Origin of the sequence: Streptomyces boluensis (assembly GCF_009908195.1) — a bacterium.
Lineage (GTDB): Bacteria > Actinomycetota > Actinomycetes > Streptomycetales > Streptomycetaceae > Streptomyces > Streptomyces boluensis.
Genome location: NZ_JAAAHS010000143.1, coordinates 1 through 16,802, shown reverse-complemented (window position 1 = coordinate 16,802; position 16,802 = coordinate 1). Strand labels below are relative to the sequence as shown.

General features: G+C 69.9%; 13 protein-coding genes and 1 pseudogene. 7 read left to right on the top strand and 7 right to left on the bottom strand.

From position 1 onward, the window contains the following. The coding region (locus tag GUY60_RS19000; RefSeq protein ID WP_161699408.1) for a thioredoxin domain-containing protein at nucleotides 1-2,019 on the bottom strand (2,019 nt) is incomplete at its 3' end. A gap of 242 nt (nucleotides 2,020-2,261) precedes the next feature. Between GUY60_RS19000 and GUY60_RS18995 the strand changes: the two genes are divergently transcribed. After that, a complete protein-coding gene (locus GUY60_RS18995) occupies nucleotides 2,262-2,828 on the top strand; it encodes a Uma2 family endonuclease (RefSeq protein WP_161699406.1) in 567 nt (188 codons plus the stop codon). A 240-nt stretch (nucleotides 2,829-3,068) separates the two neighbouring features. Then, nucleotides 3,069-5,870 (top strand): SpoIIE family protein phosphatase, encoded by a 2,802-nt coding sequence (locus GUY60_RS18990; protein WP_161699404.1) that lies wholly within the window; start codon nucleotides 3,069-3,071, stop codon nucleotides 5,868-5,870. A gap of 180 nt (nucleotides 5,871-6,050) precedes the next feature. On the opposite strand, the pseudogene GUY60_RS39955 reads toward GUY60_RS18990, so the two are convergent. Beyond that, nucleotides 6,051-6,159: pseudogene (locus GUY60_RS39955) on the bottom strand (DUF255 domain-containing protein); the annotation flags it as partial. A 93-nt stretch (nucleotides 6,160-6,252) separates the two neighbouring features. Here GUY60_RS39955 and GUY60_RS18980 point away from each other — a divergent pair. Both GUY60_RS18980 and GUY60_RS18975 read left to right on the top strand, forming a co-directional pair. Further along, nucleotides 6,253-7,782: an SMI1/KNR4 family protein gene (locus GUY60_RS18980; RefSeq protein ID WP_246235247.1), complete on the top strand. Its 1,530-nt coding sequence runs from the start codon at nucleotides 6,253-6,255 to the stop codon at nucleotides 7,780-7,782. 41 nt (nucleotides 7,783-7,823) lie between these two features. After that, complete coding sequence (locus tag GUY60_RS18975) at nucleotides 7,824-8,855, top strand: WD40 repeat domain-containing protein (protein WP_161699400.1); 1,032 nt, start codon at nucleotides 7,824-7,826, stop codon at nucleotides 8,853-8,855. Nucleotides 8,856-8,941: 86 nt separating this feature from the next. On the opposite strand, the gene GUY60_RS18970 is transcribed toward GUY60_RS18975, so the two are convergent. Then, complete coding sequence (locus tag GUY60_RS18970; protein ID WP_161699398.1) at nucleotides 8,942-9,739, bottom strand: bestrophin-like domain; 798 nt, start codon at nucleotides 9,737-9,739, stop codon at nucleotides 8,942-8,944. A 331-nt stretch (nucleotides 9,740-10,070) separates the two neighbouring features. On the opposite strand from GUY60_RS18970, the gene GUY60_RS18965 reads away from it, so the two are divergent. Next, nucleotides 10,071-10,730, top strand: a complete 660-nt coding sequence (locus GUY60_RS18965; RefSeq protein WP_312866344.1) for a hypothetical protein — start codon at nucleotides 10,071-10,073, stop codon at nucleotides 10,728-10,730. 117 nt (nucleotides 10,731-10,847) lie between these two features. On the opposite strand, the gene GUY60_RS18960 is transcribed toward GUY60_RS18965, so the two are convergent. Next, nucleotides 10,848-11,501, bottom strand: coding sequence for a TetR/AcrR family transcriptional regulator (locus GUY60_RS18960; protein WP_161699396.1), 654 nt, complete (start codon nucleotides 11,499-11,501; stop codon nucleotides 10,848-10,850). A 172-nt stretch (nucleotides 11,502-11,673) separates the two neighbouring features. Between GUY60_RS18960 and GUY60_RS18955 the strand changes: the two genes are divergently transcribed. Next, nucleotides 11,674-11,874, top strand: a complete 201-nt coding sequence (locus GUY60_RS18955; protein ID WP_161699378.1) for a hypothetical protein — start codon at nucleotides 11,674-11,676, stop codon at nucleotides 11,872-11,874. 13 nt (nucleotides 11,875-11,887) lie between these two features. On the opposite strand, the gene trhA is transcribed toward GUY60_RS18955, so the two are convergent. Further along, entirely contained in the window at nucleotides 11,888-12,622 is a 735-nt protein-coding gene (trhA, locus tag GUY60_RS18950; RefSeq protein WP_161699376.1) for a PAQR family membrane homeostasis protein TrhA, read from the bottom strand. A 288-nt stretch (nucleotides 12,623-12,910) separates the two neighbouring features. Here trhA and GUY60_RS18945 point away from each other — a divergent pair, with 288 nt between their 5' ends. Then, complete coding sequence (locus GUY60_RS18945) at nucleotides 12,911-14,743, top strand: phosphoenolpyruvate carboxykinase (GTP) (protein ID WP_161699374.1); 1,833 nt, start codon at nucleotides 12,911-12,913, stop codon at nucleotides 14,741-14,743. Nucleotides 14,744-14,957: 214 nt separating this feature from the next. On the opposite strand, the gene GUY60_RS18940 is transcribed toward GUY60_RS18945, so the two are convergent. Both GUY60_RS18940 and GUY60_RS18935 read right to left on the bottom strand, forming a co-directional pair. Beyond that, on the bottom strand, nucleotides 14,958-15,392 hold the full coding sequence (locus tag GUY60_RS18940) for an SCO4983 family protein (protein WP_161699372.1): 435 nt from the start codon (nucleotides 15,390-15,392) through the stop codon (nucleotides 14,958-14,960). An 81-nt stretch (nucleotides 15,393-15,473) separates the two neighbouring features. Next, nucleotides 15,474-16,685 carry a pyridoxal phosphate-dependent aminotransferase gene (locus GUY60_RS18935; RefSeq protein WP_161699370.1) on the bottom strand — a complete coding sequence of 404 codons (1,212 nt, stop codon included), beginning with the start codon at nucleotides 16,683-16,685 and terminating at the stop codon, nucleotides 15,474-15,476. Between the last annotated feature and the right edge of the window lie 117 nt (nucleotides 16,686-16,802).

Sequence of the window (16,802 nt, the reverse complement as noted above, 5' to 3'; positions counted from 1 at the left end):
CCCCAACCGCCCCCGCAACCCCTCGACATCCGTAACCGGCACCTCACACGTGAAGTTCCGGCACACATACGCCGCCGCGCGCCCCCCGACCAGCGGCCGGTCCACGAGCAGTGGGAGCTCGGCGCTGCCGGGGTCACCCACGGCCACCACCGCGCCCGGCGCCGTGGCGAGCAGCGCCGCCCGGTGCAGCGCGCGGCGGTCCGGATCACCCGCGGCGCCGACGACGGCCACCTCGCGGGGCCCGTCGAGCAGCGCCTCCGCGACCGCGAGCCCGTGCCCGATGAACCGCGGGGCGCGCGGGCCGAGCGCGGTCACCACGCCCAACGCCCGCTCCGCGGCGGTGCGGTGGGGCTCGGAGCCGGTGTGCGCCGCGTACCCGAGCAGCGCGCCGGCGGCCGCGGTCCAGCCGGACGGGGTCGCGTTGTCGGTGGGGTCCTGCGGGCGGCGGATCAGCTGTTCGGCGTCGTGCGCGGTGTCGTACAGGGCGCCGTTCTCGCCGATGAAACGGTCGAGGACGAGGTCGAGCAGGAACCCGGCGAACTCCAGCCACACGCCTTCGCCGGTGACCGAGGCGAGGGTCAGGAAGCCCTCGGCGACATCGGCGTAGTCCTCGAGGACGCCGGCGTGGGCGCCGACGCGGCCGTCCATGGAGGTGCGGGCGAGCCGCGCGTCGGGGCCCATGTGCAGCCGTACGAGCAGGTCCGCGGCGGCGAGTGCCGCGTCCACCAGGTCGGGCCGGTCGAAGTACGCGCCGACCTCGGCGAGCGCCGCGACGGCGAGGCCGTTCCAGGCGGCGACCACCTTGTCGTCGCGGCCGGGCCGCGGGCGCTGCTCGCGCGCGGCGAGCAGCCGGTCCCGTACGGAGGCCAGCCGTTCGGAGTCCGACAGGGCGTCGCCCTGCGGGAGTTGGAGCACCGAGGCGCCCTCCTCGAAGGTGCCCTCCTCGGTCACGCCGTAGTGCACGGCGGCCAGTTCGGCGTCAGCCTCGCCGAGGACGGTACGCAGTTGCTCGGGCGTCCACACGTAGTACGCGCCCTCGACGTGCGCACCCGTCGCGTCCTCGCTGTCCGCGTCGAGGGCCGAGGCGAAACCGCCCTCGTTGGTGCGCAGTTCCCGCACCATGAAGTCGGCGGTCTCCAGGGCGACCCGCTTGGCGAGTTCGCTGCCGGTCGAGCGCCACAGATGCGCGTACGCGCGGCACAGCAGCGCGTTGTCGTACAGCATCTTCTCGAAGTGCGGGACCACCCACGCACGGTCCACGGAGTACCGGGCGAAGCCGCCGCCCAGCTGGTCGTAGATCCCGCCGCGGGCCATCCGCTCGCAGGTGTCGACGGCCATCTGCAGCGCGCCCTCGGAGCCGGTGCGGGCGTGGTGCCGCAGCAGGAACTCGATGGTCATCGCGGCCGGGAACTTGGGCGCGCCGCCGAAGCCGCCGTGCGTCGCGTCGTACTCCCGGGTGAGCCCGAGCAGCGCCTGCGCCAACTGCTCCTCGCCGGGCAACGTGGTGTCCCCGTACGGCAGTTCGCGCCCGGCGAGGTCCCGCACGATCTTGCCCGCGACCTCGGCGACCTCGTCACGGCGGTCCGTCCACGCGTCGGTCACGCCCTGCAGGACCTGCCGGAACGAGGGCATGCCGTGGCGGGAGTCGGGCGGGAAGTACGTACCGAAGTAGAAGGGCTCGCCGTCCGCGGTGAGGAACACGGTCATCGGCCAGCCACCCTGACCGGTCGCGGCCTGCACGGCCTCCATGTAGACGGCGTCGACGTCGGGCCGCTCCTCCCGGTCGACCTTGACGTTCACGAAGTGCTCGTTCATGTACGCCGCGGTCACCTCGTCCTCGAAGGACTCGTGCGCCATGACGTGGCACCAGTGGCACGCCGAGTAGCCGACCGATAGCAGAACGGGAACATCGCGCCGCCGCGCTTCCTCGAAAGCCTCCGGCGTCCAGGGCCACCAGTCGACCGGATTGTCAGCGTGCTGAAGCAGATAAGGCGAGGTCACACCAGCCAGCCGGTTCATGCGATCCAGCTTCTCACGCTGCCGCAGGCCTGACGGCTCACCCGCAAGTCTCTGCCCCGCTTGGCCGATTTGCACTTGTATGCCATCACGTGGTGGACGCGGATTGTTCCACTTGTGCCGAGGTCGCTCTTGTGGGCGATGGGCTTCTGCTCTCGACCTGAGCCCGCTGTCCCGACTGGGAGGCGCAATACGCTGAGTCGAGCAGCACGGGACCTGACGAACATCCTCGAAGGGGGTACGCCATGACCGCGGAGATGGTCGCGCCCGCGTGGATGCACACGCAGATCAGCGCGGAGCAGTACGACTCCTGGTCCGAGGAGCAGTGCGCCGGCATTGAGATCGTGGATGGGATGGTCGTCGTGAGCCCGAGGCCCTCCAAGCGGCACAACCGGTTGGCCCGGATCCTGGCCAATGCCCTGGACGCCGCCGTGGGTCCGGACTGGAACGCTGACACGGACTTCGACGTTCGCCTGCAGGACGTCCCGCTCACCAACCGCCGTCCGGACGTCATTGTCTACAGGGCAGAGACCATCGACGTCACGCCCACCCGTCCGGAGCATGTGCTGCTCGTGGTCGAGGTCGTGTCCCCGGGCTCGGAGACCACTGACCGGATCGTGAAGGTGGATCAGTACGCCAAGGCCGGCATTCCCTTTTACTGGCGCATCGAACAGGCTGCCACCGGCGTTCCGATCGTCTACACCTACGTTCTCGACCCTGCCAACGGGGCTTACAGGGACGGCGAGGTGTTCACCGGCGTGGTGAAGGCCACCGCGCCTTTCTCCGTGATGGTCGACCTTGGGGTTATGTAGGAACGAAGAAGCTTCAGGCTGGACGATCACCAACGGAACAAGGACTTCTGGACTCAGGGGCTTCGCCGTCTTCCATCACAGCGGGACGGCCAGGTGGTGTTCCGGGTCAGGAGCCCATCATCGAGACCAGCGTCATGGCTGTGATGAGTACCGAAGACAATCAAGCACCTCAGCTCGTCGCTGCTGCGCTGAGAGGGCCTAGCTCAGGCCTGGGGTGGAGCACGGTGTTAGGAATGGGGCATGAAGGTGCCTTTCCGCCGCCCCCGGAATCCGCCGGAGCGCCCATTCGCCAGCTCCGGTGAGAAAGGGCGTTCGCTGCTGCGACTGCGCAGTGCGGCGGGTCAGGTGTTCGTGCTGCAGGTCGTGTTGGTGCTGCTGCTGGTCGCGGCCGCGGTGACGGCCCAGGTGGTCCAGGCGCAGCGGGACGGCGCGAGCCGGGCCAGGGAGAAGTCGGTCGCGGTGGCCCAGGCGTTCGCGCATGCCCCGGGTGTGGCGGAGGCGATGCAGGGCCCGAGTCCGTCGACGGTGCTTCAGCCGCGCGCCGAGGCGGCCCGTAAGGACGCCGGGGTCGATTTCATCGTGCTCATGAACCGGCAGGGGATCCGGTACACCCAGCCCGACCCGTCACTGATCGGGAAGAAGTTCGTCGGCACGATCGAGCCCTCGCTCCGCGGCCGCACCACCGTGGAGACGGTCACCGGCCCCCTCACCGGCGGGGACACCAATGTCGTCCAGGCGGTGGTGCCCGTGCGGGCGTCCGACGGCACCATCGTCGGCATGTCGTCGGCGGGACTCGCCATCCGCAACGTCACCGGCATGATCAACCAGCAGCTTCCGATCATCCTCGGTGCCGGAGCGGCGGCCCTCGTGGCCGTCACCGCCGGGACCGCCCTGGTGTCCAGACGGCTGCTGCGGCAGACGCACGGCCTCGGGCCGGCGGAGATGACGCGGATGTACGAGCACCACGACGCCGTCCTGCACGCGGTACGAGAGGGCGTGCTCATCCTCGACTCCGACGGGCGCCTGGTGCTGGCCAACGACGAGGCGCGCCGCCTGCTGGATCTGCCCGCCGGCGCCGAGCGGCGGCACGTGAGCGAGTTGGGTCTGGACGACGCCGTGGCACAGCTGCTGGCCTCGGGGGAGGCCGCGAACGATGAGGTGCTTCTGTCCGGGGACCGGCTGCTGGCGGTGAACATCCGCCCCACCTCCCCGCACGGCGGGGAGCCGGGCAGCGTGGTGACGCTCCGCGATACCACCGAGCTGTCCGCCGTCTCGGGCCGCGCGCAGCTGGCGCGGGAACGGCTGAAGCTGTTGTACGAGTCGGGGGTGCGGATCGGCACGACGCTGGACGTGGCGCGTACGGCCAGAGAGCTGGCCACGGTGGCGGTGCCCGGCTTCGCCGACCTGGCAGCGATCGACCTGCTGGACGAGGTCATACGCGGCCAGGAGCCGACTCCGCAGGTCCAGCGCTGGGTACGGCGGGTGGCGGTCAGCGACGAGACAGCGGAGCAGCCGCTGTACGAGGTCGGGGAAGCGATCATGTTCCAGCCCGGTTCGCCGCAGGCGCGGGCGCTCGATGCGGAGCATGCGGTGCTGGAGCGGGATCTGCACCGTGCGGACGCGTGGGGGCGCCACGATCCGGACCGCGCGCGGCGGACACTGGAGTACGGCGTGCACTCGCTGATCACCGTCCCGCTGCGGGCCAGGGGCGTGACCCTGGGAATCGCGCACTTCTGGCGCCGCGGCGACTCGCCGGCCTTCGACGACGACGACGTGTCCTTCTCCGAGGAGCTGGCGGCGCGGGCCGCGGTGGCCATCGACAACGCGCGCCGCTACACCCGCGAGCACGCGATGGCGGTAACCCTGCAGCGCAGCCTGCTGCCCCGCGGACTGCCCGAGCAGGCCGCACTGGAGGCGGCCTGGCGCTACGTGCCTGCCGAAGCGGGTGTGGGCGGCGACTGGTTCGACGTCATCCCGCTCTCCGGCGCACGCGTCGCCCTCGTCGTCGGAGACGTGGTCGGGCACGGACTGCACGCGGCCGCGACGATGGGCCGGCTGCGCACCGCCGTACACAACTTCTCCGCACTCGACCTGTCGCCCGACGAGCTGCTCGCCCACCTGGACGAGCTCGTTGTCCGCATCGACGACGAGGACAGCCGCGCCGGCCTCGCGAGCGGGCGGCAGTACGAGGAGGTGGCCGGGGCGACGTGTCTGTACGCCATCTACGACCCTGTCACCGGCTCTTGCACGCTGGCCCGTGCTGGACACCACTGCCCCGCCGTGGTGTACCCGGACGGCACCGTCAGCTACGTGGACGTACCTGCATCCCCGCCGCTCGGCCTGGGCGGTCACCCCTTCGAGACCATGGAAGTGCACCTGCCTGCGGGCGCGCTCCTTGTTCTGTACACCGACGGTCTGATCGAGAGCCGGGACCGTGACATCGACACCGGTCTGGACATCCTCCGCGCGGTATTGGAGGAGACGGCGGGCAGCAGCCCCGAGGAAACCGCTCGCGCGGTCGCGGACACCGTTATGCCTGCGCACCCGTCCGACGATGTCGCGCTACTGGTCGCGCGCACCCGACGGCTCGACCCGGCCCAAGTCGCCGAGTGGCACGTGGAGCCCGACCCCGCGGCGGTGGCGCCGGTACGCGCGGAATGCGCCGCGAAGCTGGATGAGTGGGGCATGGAGGAGATCGCCCACACCACCGAACTGATCCTCAGCGAGCTGATCACCAACGCCATCCGCTACGGTCGGCCGCCGATCCGGGTCCGGCTCCTGCACGACGACGACAGCCTCATCTGCGAGGTCGCGGACGCCAGCGGAACGTCACCGCACCTACGCCGCGCGTCCACCACGGACGAGGGCGGGCGTGGCCTCTTCCTCGTCGCCCAGTTCGCACAGCGCTGGGGCACCCGCTACACCCCCGGCGGCAAGGTCATCTGGACCGAGCAACACCTGGGCGGCGGCGCCTCTGCCCGCCCCGCCGAGCAGCTGTCGGCCGACGGGCTGCTGGACCAGTTCGACGACGGGGGCTGGTGAGCCCCGCACGCGTTACGAGCGGAGCCGGGGCGGCGCGCGTGGAGGCGGGAGGTGAGGGTGCCGTCGCGGAGCATGGCGAACAGGACGTCGGCGCGTCACCGGGCGTGGCCCTGAGGGCTGCCCCGTGCCAACTCCCCCCGCGAACGGCCGGTGCCGGAACGGCGTTAACGCGCTGCCCCGGGAAGGCGGCGGGCTCCCAGGGCCACAAGTCGACGGGGTTGTCGGCGTGCTGCAGGAGATAGGGGGAGGTCTCTTGGGCAAGGCGATTGGGCGTGGGGCCATCCTCCATCAGCGGGCCCGCGTGGGCTGTCAGTGGTGCGGTGTAGAACTCTCCGGCATGGATGATCAGCTGAGAACTGCCGCGGAACGAGTCCTGCGGAACATGGCCGCGCGCATCGAGGCGGCCGCGCCGGAGGGGTGGCGGCAAGGGCGGGTGCGTACCTACCGCGAGCCCTCGGGCGGCGGGGGCGGGAGCAGTTTCTATGACATGGCCGATGGTTCTGAACAGGCGATACGCGTAGGCCTGCATGAGGCCGGTGAGCTGTACGAGCTCAGCGGCGCGTCCGCTGACCGTCTGACGGTTGAGCTGACTGTCGAGGCCTCGGGGCGGTTCGAGGCCGTGCTCAGTCAGGCCATCACGCGTAAGACGTACCCGGAGCAAGGGCAGCTGCTCTGTGTTCTGCGTCCGGACCACCTGCCCGTGCAGCCCGGTGCCGAGCAGGACGGGCCGGCCGATCCGACACCCGCGGGTGACCTGGAGGACGCCGTCCGGCTGTTCCGCCAGTACGTACGGAAGCGTGCGGAGATCCGCGGGGAGGAGGAGTCCCTGCCTCCTCCGTTGGACGCCGCCGAGCGGGCCGCGCTGCTTGCCGATTTCCGGAGCGAACTGCCCCCTGACCTGGTGGCCCTGTACGGCGAGGCCGACGGCGACGATATCGGCCTTTTCCACGGCCACCCGTGGTTCGGTCTGGAGTCCACGACCACCCATATCCATCACCATCACGAGTGGAAGTGGACGGACGACCCGTTGTGGTCGATGGCCGACGAGGCGGAGCCGCCGGGAACCACCCGACGCTGGATCAGCAGTCTGAACTGGATCCCCTTCGCGACCAGCACCGGCGGCGACTACCTGGCCGTCGACATGGATCCGGGGCCGACCGGCCGGCCAGGCCAGGTGATCCGCGTCGGGAGGAATTACGGCCGGCCTGTCTACGTGGCCGACTCGGTCACGACCATGCTGCGCCGCCATGTGGCCGCGCTCGACCGGGGCGACTACTGGGAGGAGGACGGGTACCTGGACGTCGACGTCGATATCCCGAGTTACTTGGATGACGACAGCGAGACGTTCTGGCGCGGTGCTGGTCCGATCCCGAAGAAGCCGCACGGGATCCACACCCTGGTCGTCGACGAGGCCAGGAGTCTCGATCTCGAACCCGTCCGCGGGGCGCCACACTTGAGGACAGTCATGCTGTTCGGTGAAGGTCCCGTCGACCTGCGTCCGCTGCTCGACATCCCACTTGAGGCACTGCGCCTGCATCTGGACGCGGTCGACCTGCACCAGCTGGCCGGGCACCCGACGCTGCGCGTGGTGCAACTCGCCACCAGACAACCTGTCGATCTCAGCGTGCTGCGGACATTCCCTCGGCTCGAAGGGCTCGAACTGTCCGATGCCGCACTCCAGAACGTCGGCACGATCGCCGAACTGAGCGGGCTGCTTTCCCTCACCCTGTCGTACGAGCAGTGGCAGGAGCTCGACACGATGCCGCGACTGGCCGCAGCGGGACTGGCCGGTGACGCCACGCTGAGCCAGGTGAACGAGTGGGCCACCCGCTTCGAACCCGACCAACCGCCGGGCGGCCAACTGCCGTGCGGCTACGCGTACTTCGAGGGGCGACTGCGGTCCCGCGACTGACGTCGAGTGAGTGTCAGACCTCCCTCATACACTCCGGGCCCATGACATCACTCGTACTCTCCAGCAAGATCCCCTCCGGGGTCATCGACGACTTCGACCTCGTCACCGTCGAGGGCCGCCTTCTCCTGTGCGCCGGGGACGGAAGCGGGGCGTACACCTGGGAGCCGTCCGCGGACCGGTGGACGGAATACCGGCTTGACCTGCCGTACCGCCCCGCCGACTTCCGCGAGATGGTCGGGCACCTTCCCACCGAAGCCGATCACGGCTACCGGCTCTATTCAGTCTGTGCGGCGGTCGTGGACGGCCGGATCGTGGTCGGCGGGGCCAACTACGAGGAGCCCTTCGCGCAGTGGGATCTGGCCGGCGGCACTGTCCGCGCGCACGCGAGGCCCGACGACGGCGGGACGGGGAGGACGACGACCGTGTGGCTGAACGGCAGGCCGTTCTTCATCAGTTGCGGCGCCCGTACGTACCTGTGGGATGTGGAGCGTCCGGACGCCGAGCCGGTTCTGCTCCCCGGATGCCGGGACACCGTCGCGGGGATCGCGGCCGGAACGCTGAACGGCCGGCCGAGTGTGGTCTTCGGCGACGAGGACGCCGGCGTGGTGTTGTGGGATGTCGACACCCGAAGCGTCCTCAAAGAGTTCACTTGTCCCGTCCCCGTGCAGGACGTCGGTCTGGCGACGCTGGACGGTCATACGTGGATGGTCGTTGCCGGCGAGAACCGGTTGGTCCTTGGGGATCCCGACACCGGGGCATGGGAGTGGGAAGGGCCGGTCGACGAGGACTCGATCGAGTTCGAGGAGAGCGAAGAGGCAGAAGAGGGGGAGAACTCTACTTCCTGCATGGATGTCGGCGTCGTGGGCGGCCGTCCGGTCGCGGTGACCGGTTCGGAGGACGGCCGGGTGTGCGTGTGGTCGCTGGACGAGCGGCGTCTCATCCAAGGGCCGTTCACCCCCGGGCACGGCGGCGAGGTCAACGCCGTCCGTATCGCTGATCTGGACGGTCGCACGGTCGCCGTCTCGGCGGGGCAGGACCAGCAGGTTCTCGTGTGGGACCTTGAGCTGAGCTGACGCCTCAGGCCGTGGGGTTCCACGCGAGCGGCCCCCGGATACCCGCAGGTACCCGAGGGCCGTGCCGTGCCGCAGCCGACGCCCGGTCAACTCTCCTTGCGGTTGCCGTTGTTGTCGCAGGGGAGGGAGGCGAGGGCGCGGTGGGCGTCGTAGTCGCGGGTCGCCTGGCGTTCCGTCTCGGCGATGGCGGTCGGGTCGACGGAGGTGAGGCCGCCGAAGGGCCGGTCGACGTCGCGGATGATGCACAGTGCCGAGGTGAGCAGCGCGGTGATCACCACCAGGGCGAGGATCTGGCCGCGGTTGTGCCTGCGGGGCAGACAGACGCCGAGGGCGACCACGGTGATGGTCAGGGTGATCAGGAGGAACGCCAGGATCGCGTCGGGGACACTCGCGGTGGACTGGGTCAGCCGCTCCTCACGCTCCTCCGAGCGCTTGTTGTCCGCCGAGACCAGCATCCCGAAGGACGACTTGCCGTCCAGCTCGCGGAAGGTGCGGCGCAGGTCGGTGGACCACAGGCTGGGCGCGCTCGAGCTGTGGCCGTCCGCCATGGCGGGCCATTCCTGCGTGCGTACGGCCCGTGCGTAACAGACCGCGTCGGCCTGGATCCTGGCCTTCGGTGCGTCGGGCGTGTACTCGGAGATCTCGACGAGGTGGTCGAGGGCCCGCGCCTCCCCGCGCGAGGCGACCTCCGCCTTGCCGTACGAGCCGGAAGCCGTGACCAGGGTGAAGGCGAGGAGCAGCACGGTCAGGGTCAGCAGCGGGCCGACGAGGTCCTTCACGCCCATGCCCGCGTCGTCCTCGTCGACCAGCCGGGGCCGTAGATACCGGTTGGCGGCGAGGCCTGCGATCAGGGCCAGGCCGGCGATGACGATGATGAGGACCACGGGCAGCCGCCTTCAGTAACGGTGAGGGGAAGCCCCAGGTCCGGGGCTTGTTGATCATTTCCGTGGACGTGCTGACGGCAGCACGCCGGAACGTTTGTTCCCCACCAACGGGGGACTTCCGCGTACTCCAGAGGCACTACGCCCGGTTCCAGAGGCACCGCGCCCGCTCCAGCGGTCAAGGCGCACCTTCCCGGGCGAATCGGGCCCTGCGGTGCCCTGCCGTACGGAGGCCGGGGGCCGTTCCTATGCTGGGGCCACCAGCCGATCGTGCGCCGGTCCCCGACCAACTGGGCGGGCGTCACGGGGGAGTTCGAGCAAGAGGAGACGGGTCTTGTCCCGCAGCATGTTCAGCCGTACGTCCATCCGCACCGCCCGCCGCAGCCGCGTCCTGCGCGCCGCCGCGCCCGTCGCCGTCCTGGCGCTCGCGCTGACCGCCTGTGGGGGTTCCGACTCCGGCGGCGAGTCGGCGGGCAAGGAGAAGCAGGGCACGTCCGAGGGCAAGCCGAAGGGTGACAGCCCCGAGGGCGGCGAGGAAGGGGCGCCCGGAGGGCTGAAGGCCGGCGAGAGCGTCACCGCCGCCTTCAAGGAGGACGACGCGAAGATCACGTACGAGATCGCCGCGCAGAAGGTCGACGTGGCCACCGAGGCCGAGACGGCCAAGCTGGTCGAAGACCCGAAGGACGCCAAGGGTCTGGTCGCGGCCACCGCGCACGTGAAGTTCACCAACAAGTCCGGTGGTGTGGTGGAGAGTTCGCCCGACGCGGGCTCGGAGACCGAGATCTACGCGGACGGCGCCCGCGGCGGTCTGCTGATGTTCGCCGACGAGAGCGCGGCCGGCTGCGACGACACCCTCGACATCGAGAACTGGAAGGCCGGGCAGAGCTACACCATCTGCCAGACCTACATGATCCCGGCGAACGCCAAGAGCATCGAGGTCCGTTGGCCCGAGAAGGGCGGCGCGACGCACAGCTGGGGCTTCGCCGCCAAGTAGTCACGGGCACCTTGTCACGGGCACCTTTGCCGGAGGGGCAAGGTCCGGCAGTCACCCCCGGAGGCGGTTCCGCCTCCGGGGGTTTGTCGTGCCCCCAGGCAATCCCCCTACAGCCCGCTACAGCCCGCCCGCGAACACGTCCAGCGCCTCGTCCACCAGCGCGAGCAGCGCGTCCGGGCGGCCGTGACCGTGTTCCGTCCCGTGCCCCGTCCCGTGTTCCGTCCAGTACAGGGTGGTCTCCAGGAGGGAGCCGATCACGGCCGTCGTGAAGACCCGTACCTTCAGGTCGTCCGGGTCCCGGCCCGTGCGGTCGGCGACGGTCGGGGCGAGCAGGCGGGCCGTGTCGGTGAGGGACGCCAGCATCCGGGCGCGTACGGCGGGGACTTCACGGATCAGGCGGGCGCGCAGCAGCAGCTCCTCGCGCTCGGCCGGGTCGTCGAGCGCGGCCCGCAGCCGGGCCTTGACGACGTGCCGCAGGGAGTCGAGGACCGGCTCGTCCGCGGGCCTGGCGCGCAACGCGGCCTCCGCGACCGGATCGTGCCGGTCGCCGAGCACGATGTCCTCCTTGGCCGGGAAGTAGCGGATCACCGTGGAGGGGGAGACCTCGGCGGCCTCGGCGATCTGCTCGACGGTGGTCGCCTCGTACCCCTGCTCGGTGATCAGGGCGAACGTGGCCCGGCGGATCGCGGCCCGGGTCTTGAGCTTCTTGCGTTCGCGCAGGCCCGGGGAGTTCGAGGTGCGCGGAGCGTCCGGGGTGCGTGCGGCCTTCATGCACTCATTCTCGGCCATGCGTACGGGCATGAGTGCGGGCATGCGTACGGGCCTGGTCACCGGCGACCGGTGACCCGCGCCGGCGTGCTCGACTCCCGCTGGAGGAACGGTAGTTGACCGGCCGGTACCCGTACCGCGCGTGTCACTCTGGGCCGAATGCGAGGGGGCTCGGATGCGTGGATCGGTGAACGGGCCGGCGCTGCTGCTCGCGGCGCTCTGCGTGGGCGGCTACGTACTGCTCGGCACTCCGGCCGTGGTGGCCGTCGTGCTGGCCGGTACGGGGCTCCTGACATGGAGAGTGGCCGCGGCGTCGAGGCCACGGCCACTGGGGAGAGGGCCGGAGGGGCGGGGCCCCCAGAGCGGTCGGCTGTGAGCGGCGCGGGTGCTCAGCCGTGCTGGTACGCGACCAGCGAGATGCCGACGTAGTGCACGATGAACGCGGCGAGGGTGAGCGAGTGGAACACCTCGTGGAAGCCGAACCAGCGCGGTGACGGGTCGGGCCGCTTCATGCCGTAGATCACCCCGCCCGCGCTGTAGAGCAGTCCGCCGACGATCACCAGGACGAGTACGGCGATGCCGCCCGCGCGCATGAAGTCGGGCAGGAAGAAGACCGCGGCCCAGCCCATCGCGATGTAGCAGGGCGTGTAGAGCCAGCGCGGGGCGCCGACCCAGAAGACCCGGAACGCGATCCCGGCGGCGGCCGCGGCCCAGATGCCCCACATCAGCCACTGCCCCTTGGACTCGGGCAGGAGCAGCATCGTCAGCGGGGTGTAGGTGCCCGCGATGATCAGGAAGATGTTGGCGTGATCGAGCCGGCGCAGGACCGCGTTGGCGCGCGGGCCCCAGTTGCCCCGGTGGTAGACCGCGCTCACGCCGAACAGCAGGCAGGCGGTCAGGACGAAGATCCCGCAGGCGATCCGGCCGCGGGTGGAGTCGGTGAGCGCGGTGAGCACGATCCCGGAGATCAGGACGGCCGGGAACATGCCCGCGTGCAACCAGCCGCGCATCTTGGGCTTCACGGGATCGGTATCGGTATCGGTATCGAGTTCGGGATCCGGGAGCACCGTCGGCGTCGGCCCGCCGCTGCTCGGGTCGGGGGACAGATGGGCAGGCGCAGTCATACGCCGCATGGTAGCTACGGAGTCGTAGGTTGCGTATCAGAGCCCATCGACTCAGGGGCCGCAGCGGCGGGAGCGGAACCGGCGCGGAAGGGGTATCGAGTGGCGATGCTCACGTGTGCGGCCCTCTGGACATATGGGCACTTGAGTCAGATGATCAAATGAGTGCGGTCGGCACCGGATGAGCAGCCATGACGCATCCGGGTCGCAGCCCCCACGGGGCATACATGAAACACCCCTTCATAAAACCCCTCATAGCCCCTTCATAGGCCCCCTCATCAAGGAGCAATCGTGGCGCGCGACAACGCGGCTCCCAGCACCGTCCCGACCAACCACCGGGAACTGATCTCCTGGGTCGACGAGATCGCCGAACTGACCCAGCCGGACCGCGTGGTCTGGTGCGACGGTTCGGAAGCGGAGTACGAGCGGCTGGCTGACGAGCTCGTCGCCAAGGGCACGTTCAAGAAGCTCGACCCGATCAAGCGCCCGCACTCGTACTACGCGGCCTCCGACCCCTCCGACGTCGCACGCGTCGAGGACCGGACCTTCATCTGCTCCGAGAAGGAGGAGGACGCGGGCCCGACCAACCACTGGAAGGCCCCGGCGGAGATGCGCGAGCTGTTCTCCGGCAAGGAGAACAACGGCGGCATCTTCCGCGGCTCGATGCGCGGCCGCACCATGTACGTGGTGCCGTTCTGCATGGGCCCGGTCGGCTCCCCGCTCTCCGCGATCGGTGTGGAGATCACCGATTCGGCGTACGTCGCGGTGTCGATGCGCACGATGACCCGGATGGGCCAGGCCGTCCTGGACGAGCTCGGCGACGACGGCTTCTTCGTCAAGGCCGTCCACTCCCTCGGCGCCCCGCTGCAGGAGGGCGAGGCGGACGTGCCGTGGCCGTGCAACCCCACCAAGTACATCTCGCACTTCCCGGAGTCCCGCGAGATCTGGTCGTACGGCTCGGGCTACGGCGGCAACGCCCTGCTCGGCAAGAAGTGCTACGCGCTGCGCATCGCGTCCGTCATGGCGCGCGACGAGGGCTGGCTGGCCGAGCACATGCTGATCCTCAAGCTGACCCCGCCGCAGGGTGAGTCCAAGTACGTGGCCGCCGCCTTCCCTTCGGCCTGCGGCAAGACCAACCTCGCGATGCTGGAGCCCACGATCTCCGGCTGGACGGTCGAGACCATCGGCGACGACATCGCCTGGATGCGCTTCGGCGAGGACGGCCGCCTGTACGCGATCAACCCCGAGGCCGGTTTCTTCGGCGTCGCGCCCGGCACCGGTGAGCACACCAACGCCAACGCGATGAAGACGCTGTGGGGCAACTCGGTCTTCACGAACGTCGCGCTCACGGACGACGGCGACGTCTGGTGGGAGGGCATGACGGAGGAGACTCCGGCCCACCTGACGGACTGGAAGGGCAACTCCTGGACCCCCGAGTCCGGCACCCCCGCCGCGCACCCGAACGCCCGCTTCACCACGCCGGCCTCGCAGTGCCCGATCATTGCGCCGGAGTGGGAGGACCCGAAGGGCGTGCCGATCTCGGCGATCCTCTTCGGCGGCCGCCGCGCGAGCGCCGTACCCCTCGTCACCGAGTCCTTCGACTGGAACCACGGCGTCTTCCTCGGCGCGAACGTCGCCTCCGAGAAGACCGCCGCCGCCGAGGGCAAGGTCGGCGAGCTGCGCCGCGACCCCTTCGCGATGCTGCCGTTCTGCGGCTACAACATGGGCGACTACATGGCCCACTGGGTCAAGGTCGGCGCGGACAAGGACCAGGCGAAGCTGCCGAAGATCTACTACGTGAACTGGTTCCGCAAGAACGCGGACGGCAAGTTCGTGTGGCCGGGCTTCGGTGAGAACTCCCGCGTCCTGAAGTGGATCGTGGACCGCCTCGACGGCCGCGCCGAGGGCGTCGAGACCCCCATCGGCATCCTGCCGACCGCCGACTCCCTCGACACGGACGGCCTCGAACTGGCCGCCTCCGACCTGGAGTTCCTGCTGACGGTCGACAAGGAGGTCTGGCGCGAGGAGGCCGCCCTGGTTCCCGACCACCTCAATACCTTCGGCGACCACACCCCGAAGGAACTGTGGGACGAGTACCGGTCGCTGGTGGAGCGGCTGGGCTGATCATTTAGGGGCGCCGGGAACTGCGCGAGCAACCCGAGAAAAGCCGCAGCCGCATCTGCGTGGTGCATGAGCAGATGCGACTGCGGCTTTTCAGTGGCTGAGCGCGCCCACGCGGCGTAGCCGCATATGTCACAGCCCCGCGCCCCCCGGGGCTACCGCCCCCGCGAGGAAGTGGCACCCGGCCCGTAGCCTCCCCGGCTGCGGGCCGGGGCCGTCAGTGGGCGGCGCCCGCAGGCTCGCGCTCGTGCAGGGCTGCCGTGTGGGCGTCCATGCGGTGGGCGGCGAGGATGGCCGCTGTGGTGTCGGCTCGGGAGGCGGCGACGACCAGGGCGCGGCCCGCGAGGGCGTGGGCGCGCTGGTGGAGGGCCGCGAGGTGGGGCTCGTGGATGGCGGCGGCGACGGTGGAGCGCGTCGGCGGGAGGCCGCCCCTGAGGCGGGTGATCTCCGTGGCCAGTTGCTCGGCGGCCGCGTCGAGGCCGGTGTCCTGGGTCAGGGCGCGCAACTCGTCCGTGACGGCGAGCAGCGCCGCGAAGTGGCCGGCGAGCTGGGTGTCCAGCTCCTCCTCGCGCGAGCGGTGCGGGAAGTCGGCGTGCGGGGCGGCCATCGCGTGGGCGGACCGCCGGGGCTGCGTGCGGGTCGGCTCGTACATGGTGGATGGCCTCCTGACGGTTTCAGGAAGCCATCCTAGCTTAGATTCGGTCTAAAATTGAGTCCGGTTCGAATGGGCAGGTCAGGGCTGGCCGTAGCCGTCCAGGAACGTGCCGATCCGGGTGACCGCGTCCGCCAGGTCGGTGGCCTGCGGCAGGGTCACGATGCGGAAGTGGTCCGGCTCGGGCCAGTTGAAGCCGGTGCCGTGCACGACCATGATCTTCTCGGCGCGCAGCAGGTCGAGCACCATCTGCCGGTCGTCCTTGACCTTGTAGACCTTCGGGTCGAGGCGCGGGAACAGGTACAGCGCGCCCTTCGGCTTCACACAGGTCACACCCGGGATCTGGGTGAGCAGGTCGTACGCGGTGTCGCGCTGTTCGAGCAGTCGGCCGCCCGGCAGGACCAGGTCCTTGATCGACTGCCGGCCGGTGAGCGCGGCCACCACTCCGTGCTGGGCCGGCATGTTCGCGCACAGCCGCATGTTCGCGAGGATCGTCAGCCCCTCGATGTACGAGGAGGCGTGCGCCCGCGGCCCGGAAATCACCATCCAGCCCGTGCGGTACCCGGCCACGCGGTACGCCTTCGACATGCCGTTGAAGGTGAGCGTGAGCACGTCGGGGGCGAGAGCGGCGGTAGGGGTGTGCGTGACTCCGTCGTACAGGATCTTGTCGTAGATCTCGTCGGAGCAGACGAGCAGATTGTGGCGGCGGGCGATGTCGGTGAGGCCGCGCACCACCTCGTCGCTGTAGACCGCGCCGGTCGGGTTGTTCGGGTTGATGATCACCAGCGCCTTGGTGCGGTCGGTGATCTTCCGCTCCACGTCGGCGAGATCGGGCATCCAGTCGGACTGCTCGTCGCAGCGGTAGTGCACGGCGGTGCCGCCGGAGAGCGATACGGCGGCGGTCCACAGCGGGTAGTCCGGGGCCGGTACGAGGACCTCGTCGCCGTCGTCGAGCAGGGCCTGCATGGCCATCACGATCAGCTCGGAGACGCCGTTGCCGATGTAGACGTGCTCGACGTCGGACTCGACGCCCAGGGTCTGGTAGTGCATGACGACCGCGCGGCGGGCCGCGAGGAGGCCCTTCGCGTCGCCGTAGCCGTGTGCCGAGCCGACGTTGCGCAGGACGTCCTCGAGGATCTCCGGCGGTGCCTCGAAGCCGAAGGCCGCGGGGTTGCCGGTGTTCAGCTTGAGGATGCGGTGGCCTGCTGCTTCGAGCCGCATCGCCTCTTCGAGGACCGGGCCCCGGATCTCGTAACAGACGTTCGCGAGCTTCGTCGACTGGATCAGCTGCATACGGCAACTTTACGAGTGTGTTTCGGGGCTGCGCCTGGTGTTTACGGCCACGTGGGGTGGGGTGAGGCGGGTGGGCGGAAGGTGGCCTTCCATCGCATGGTCCTTGTGGTGGAGGGC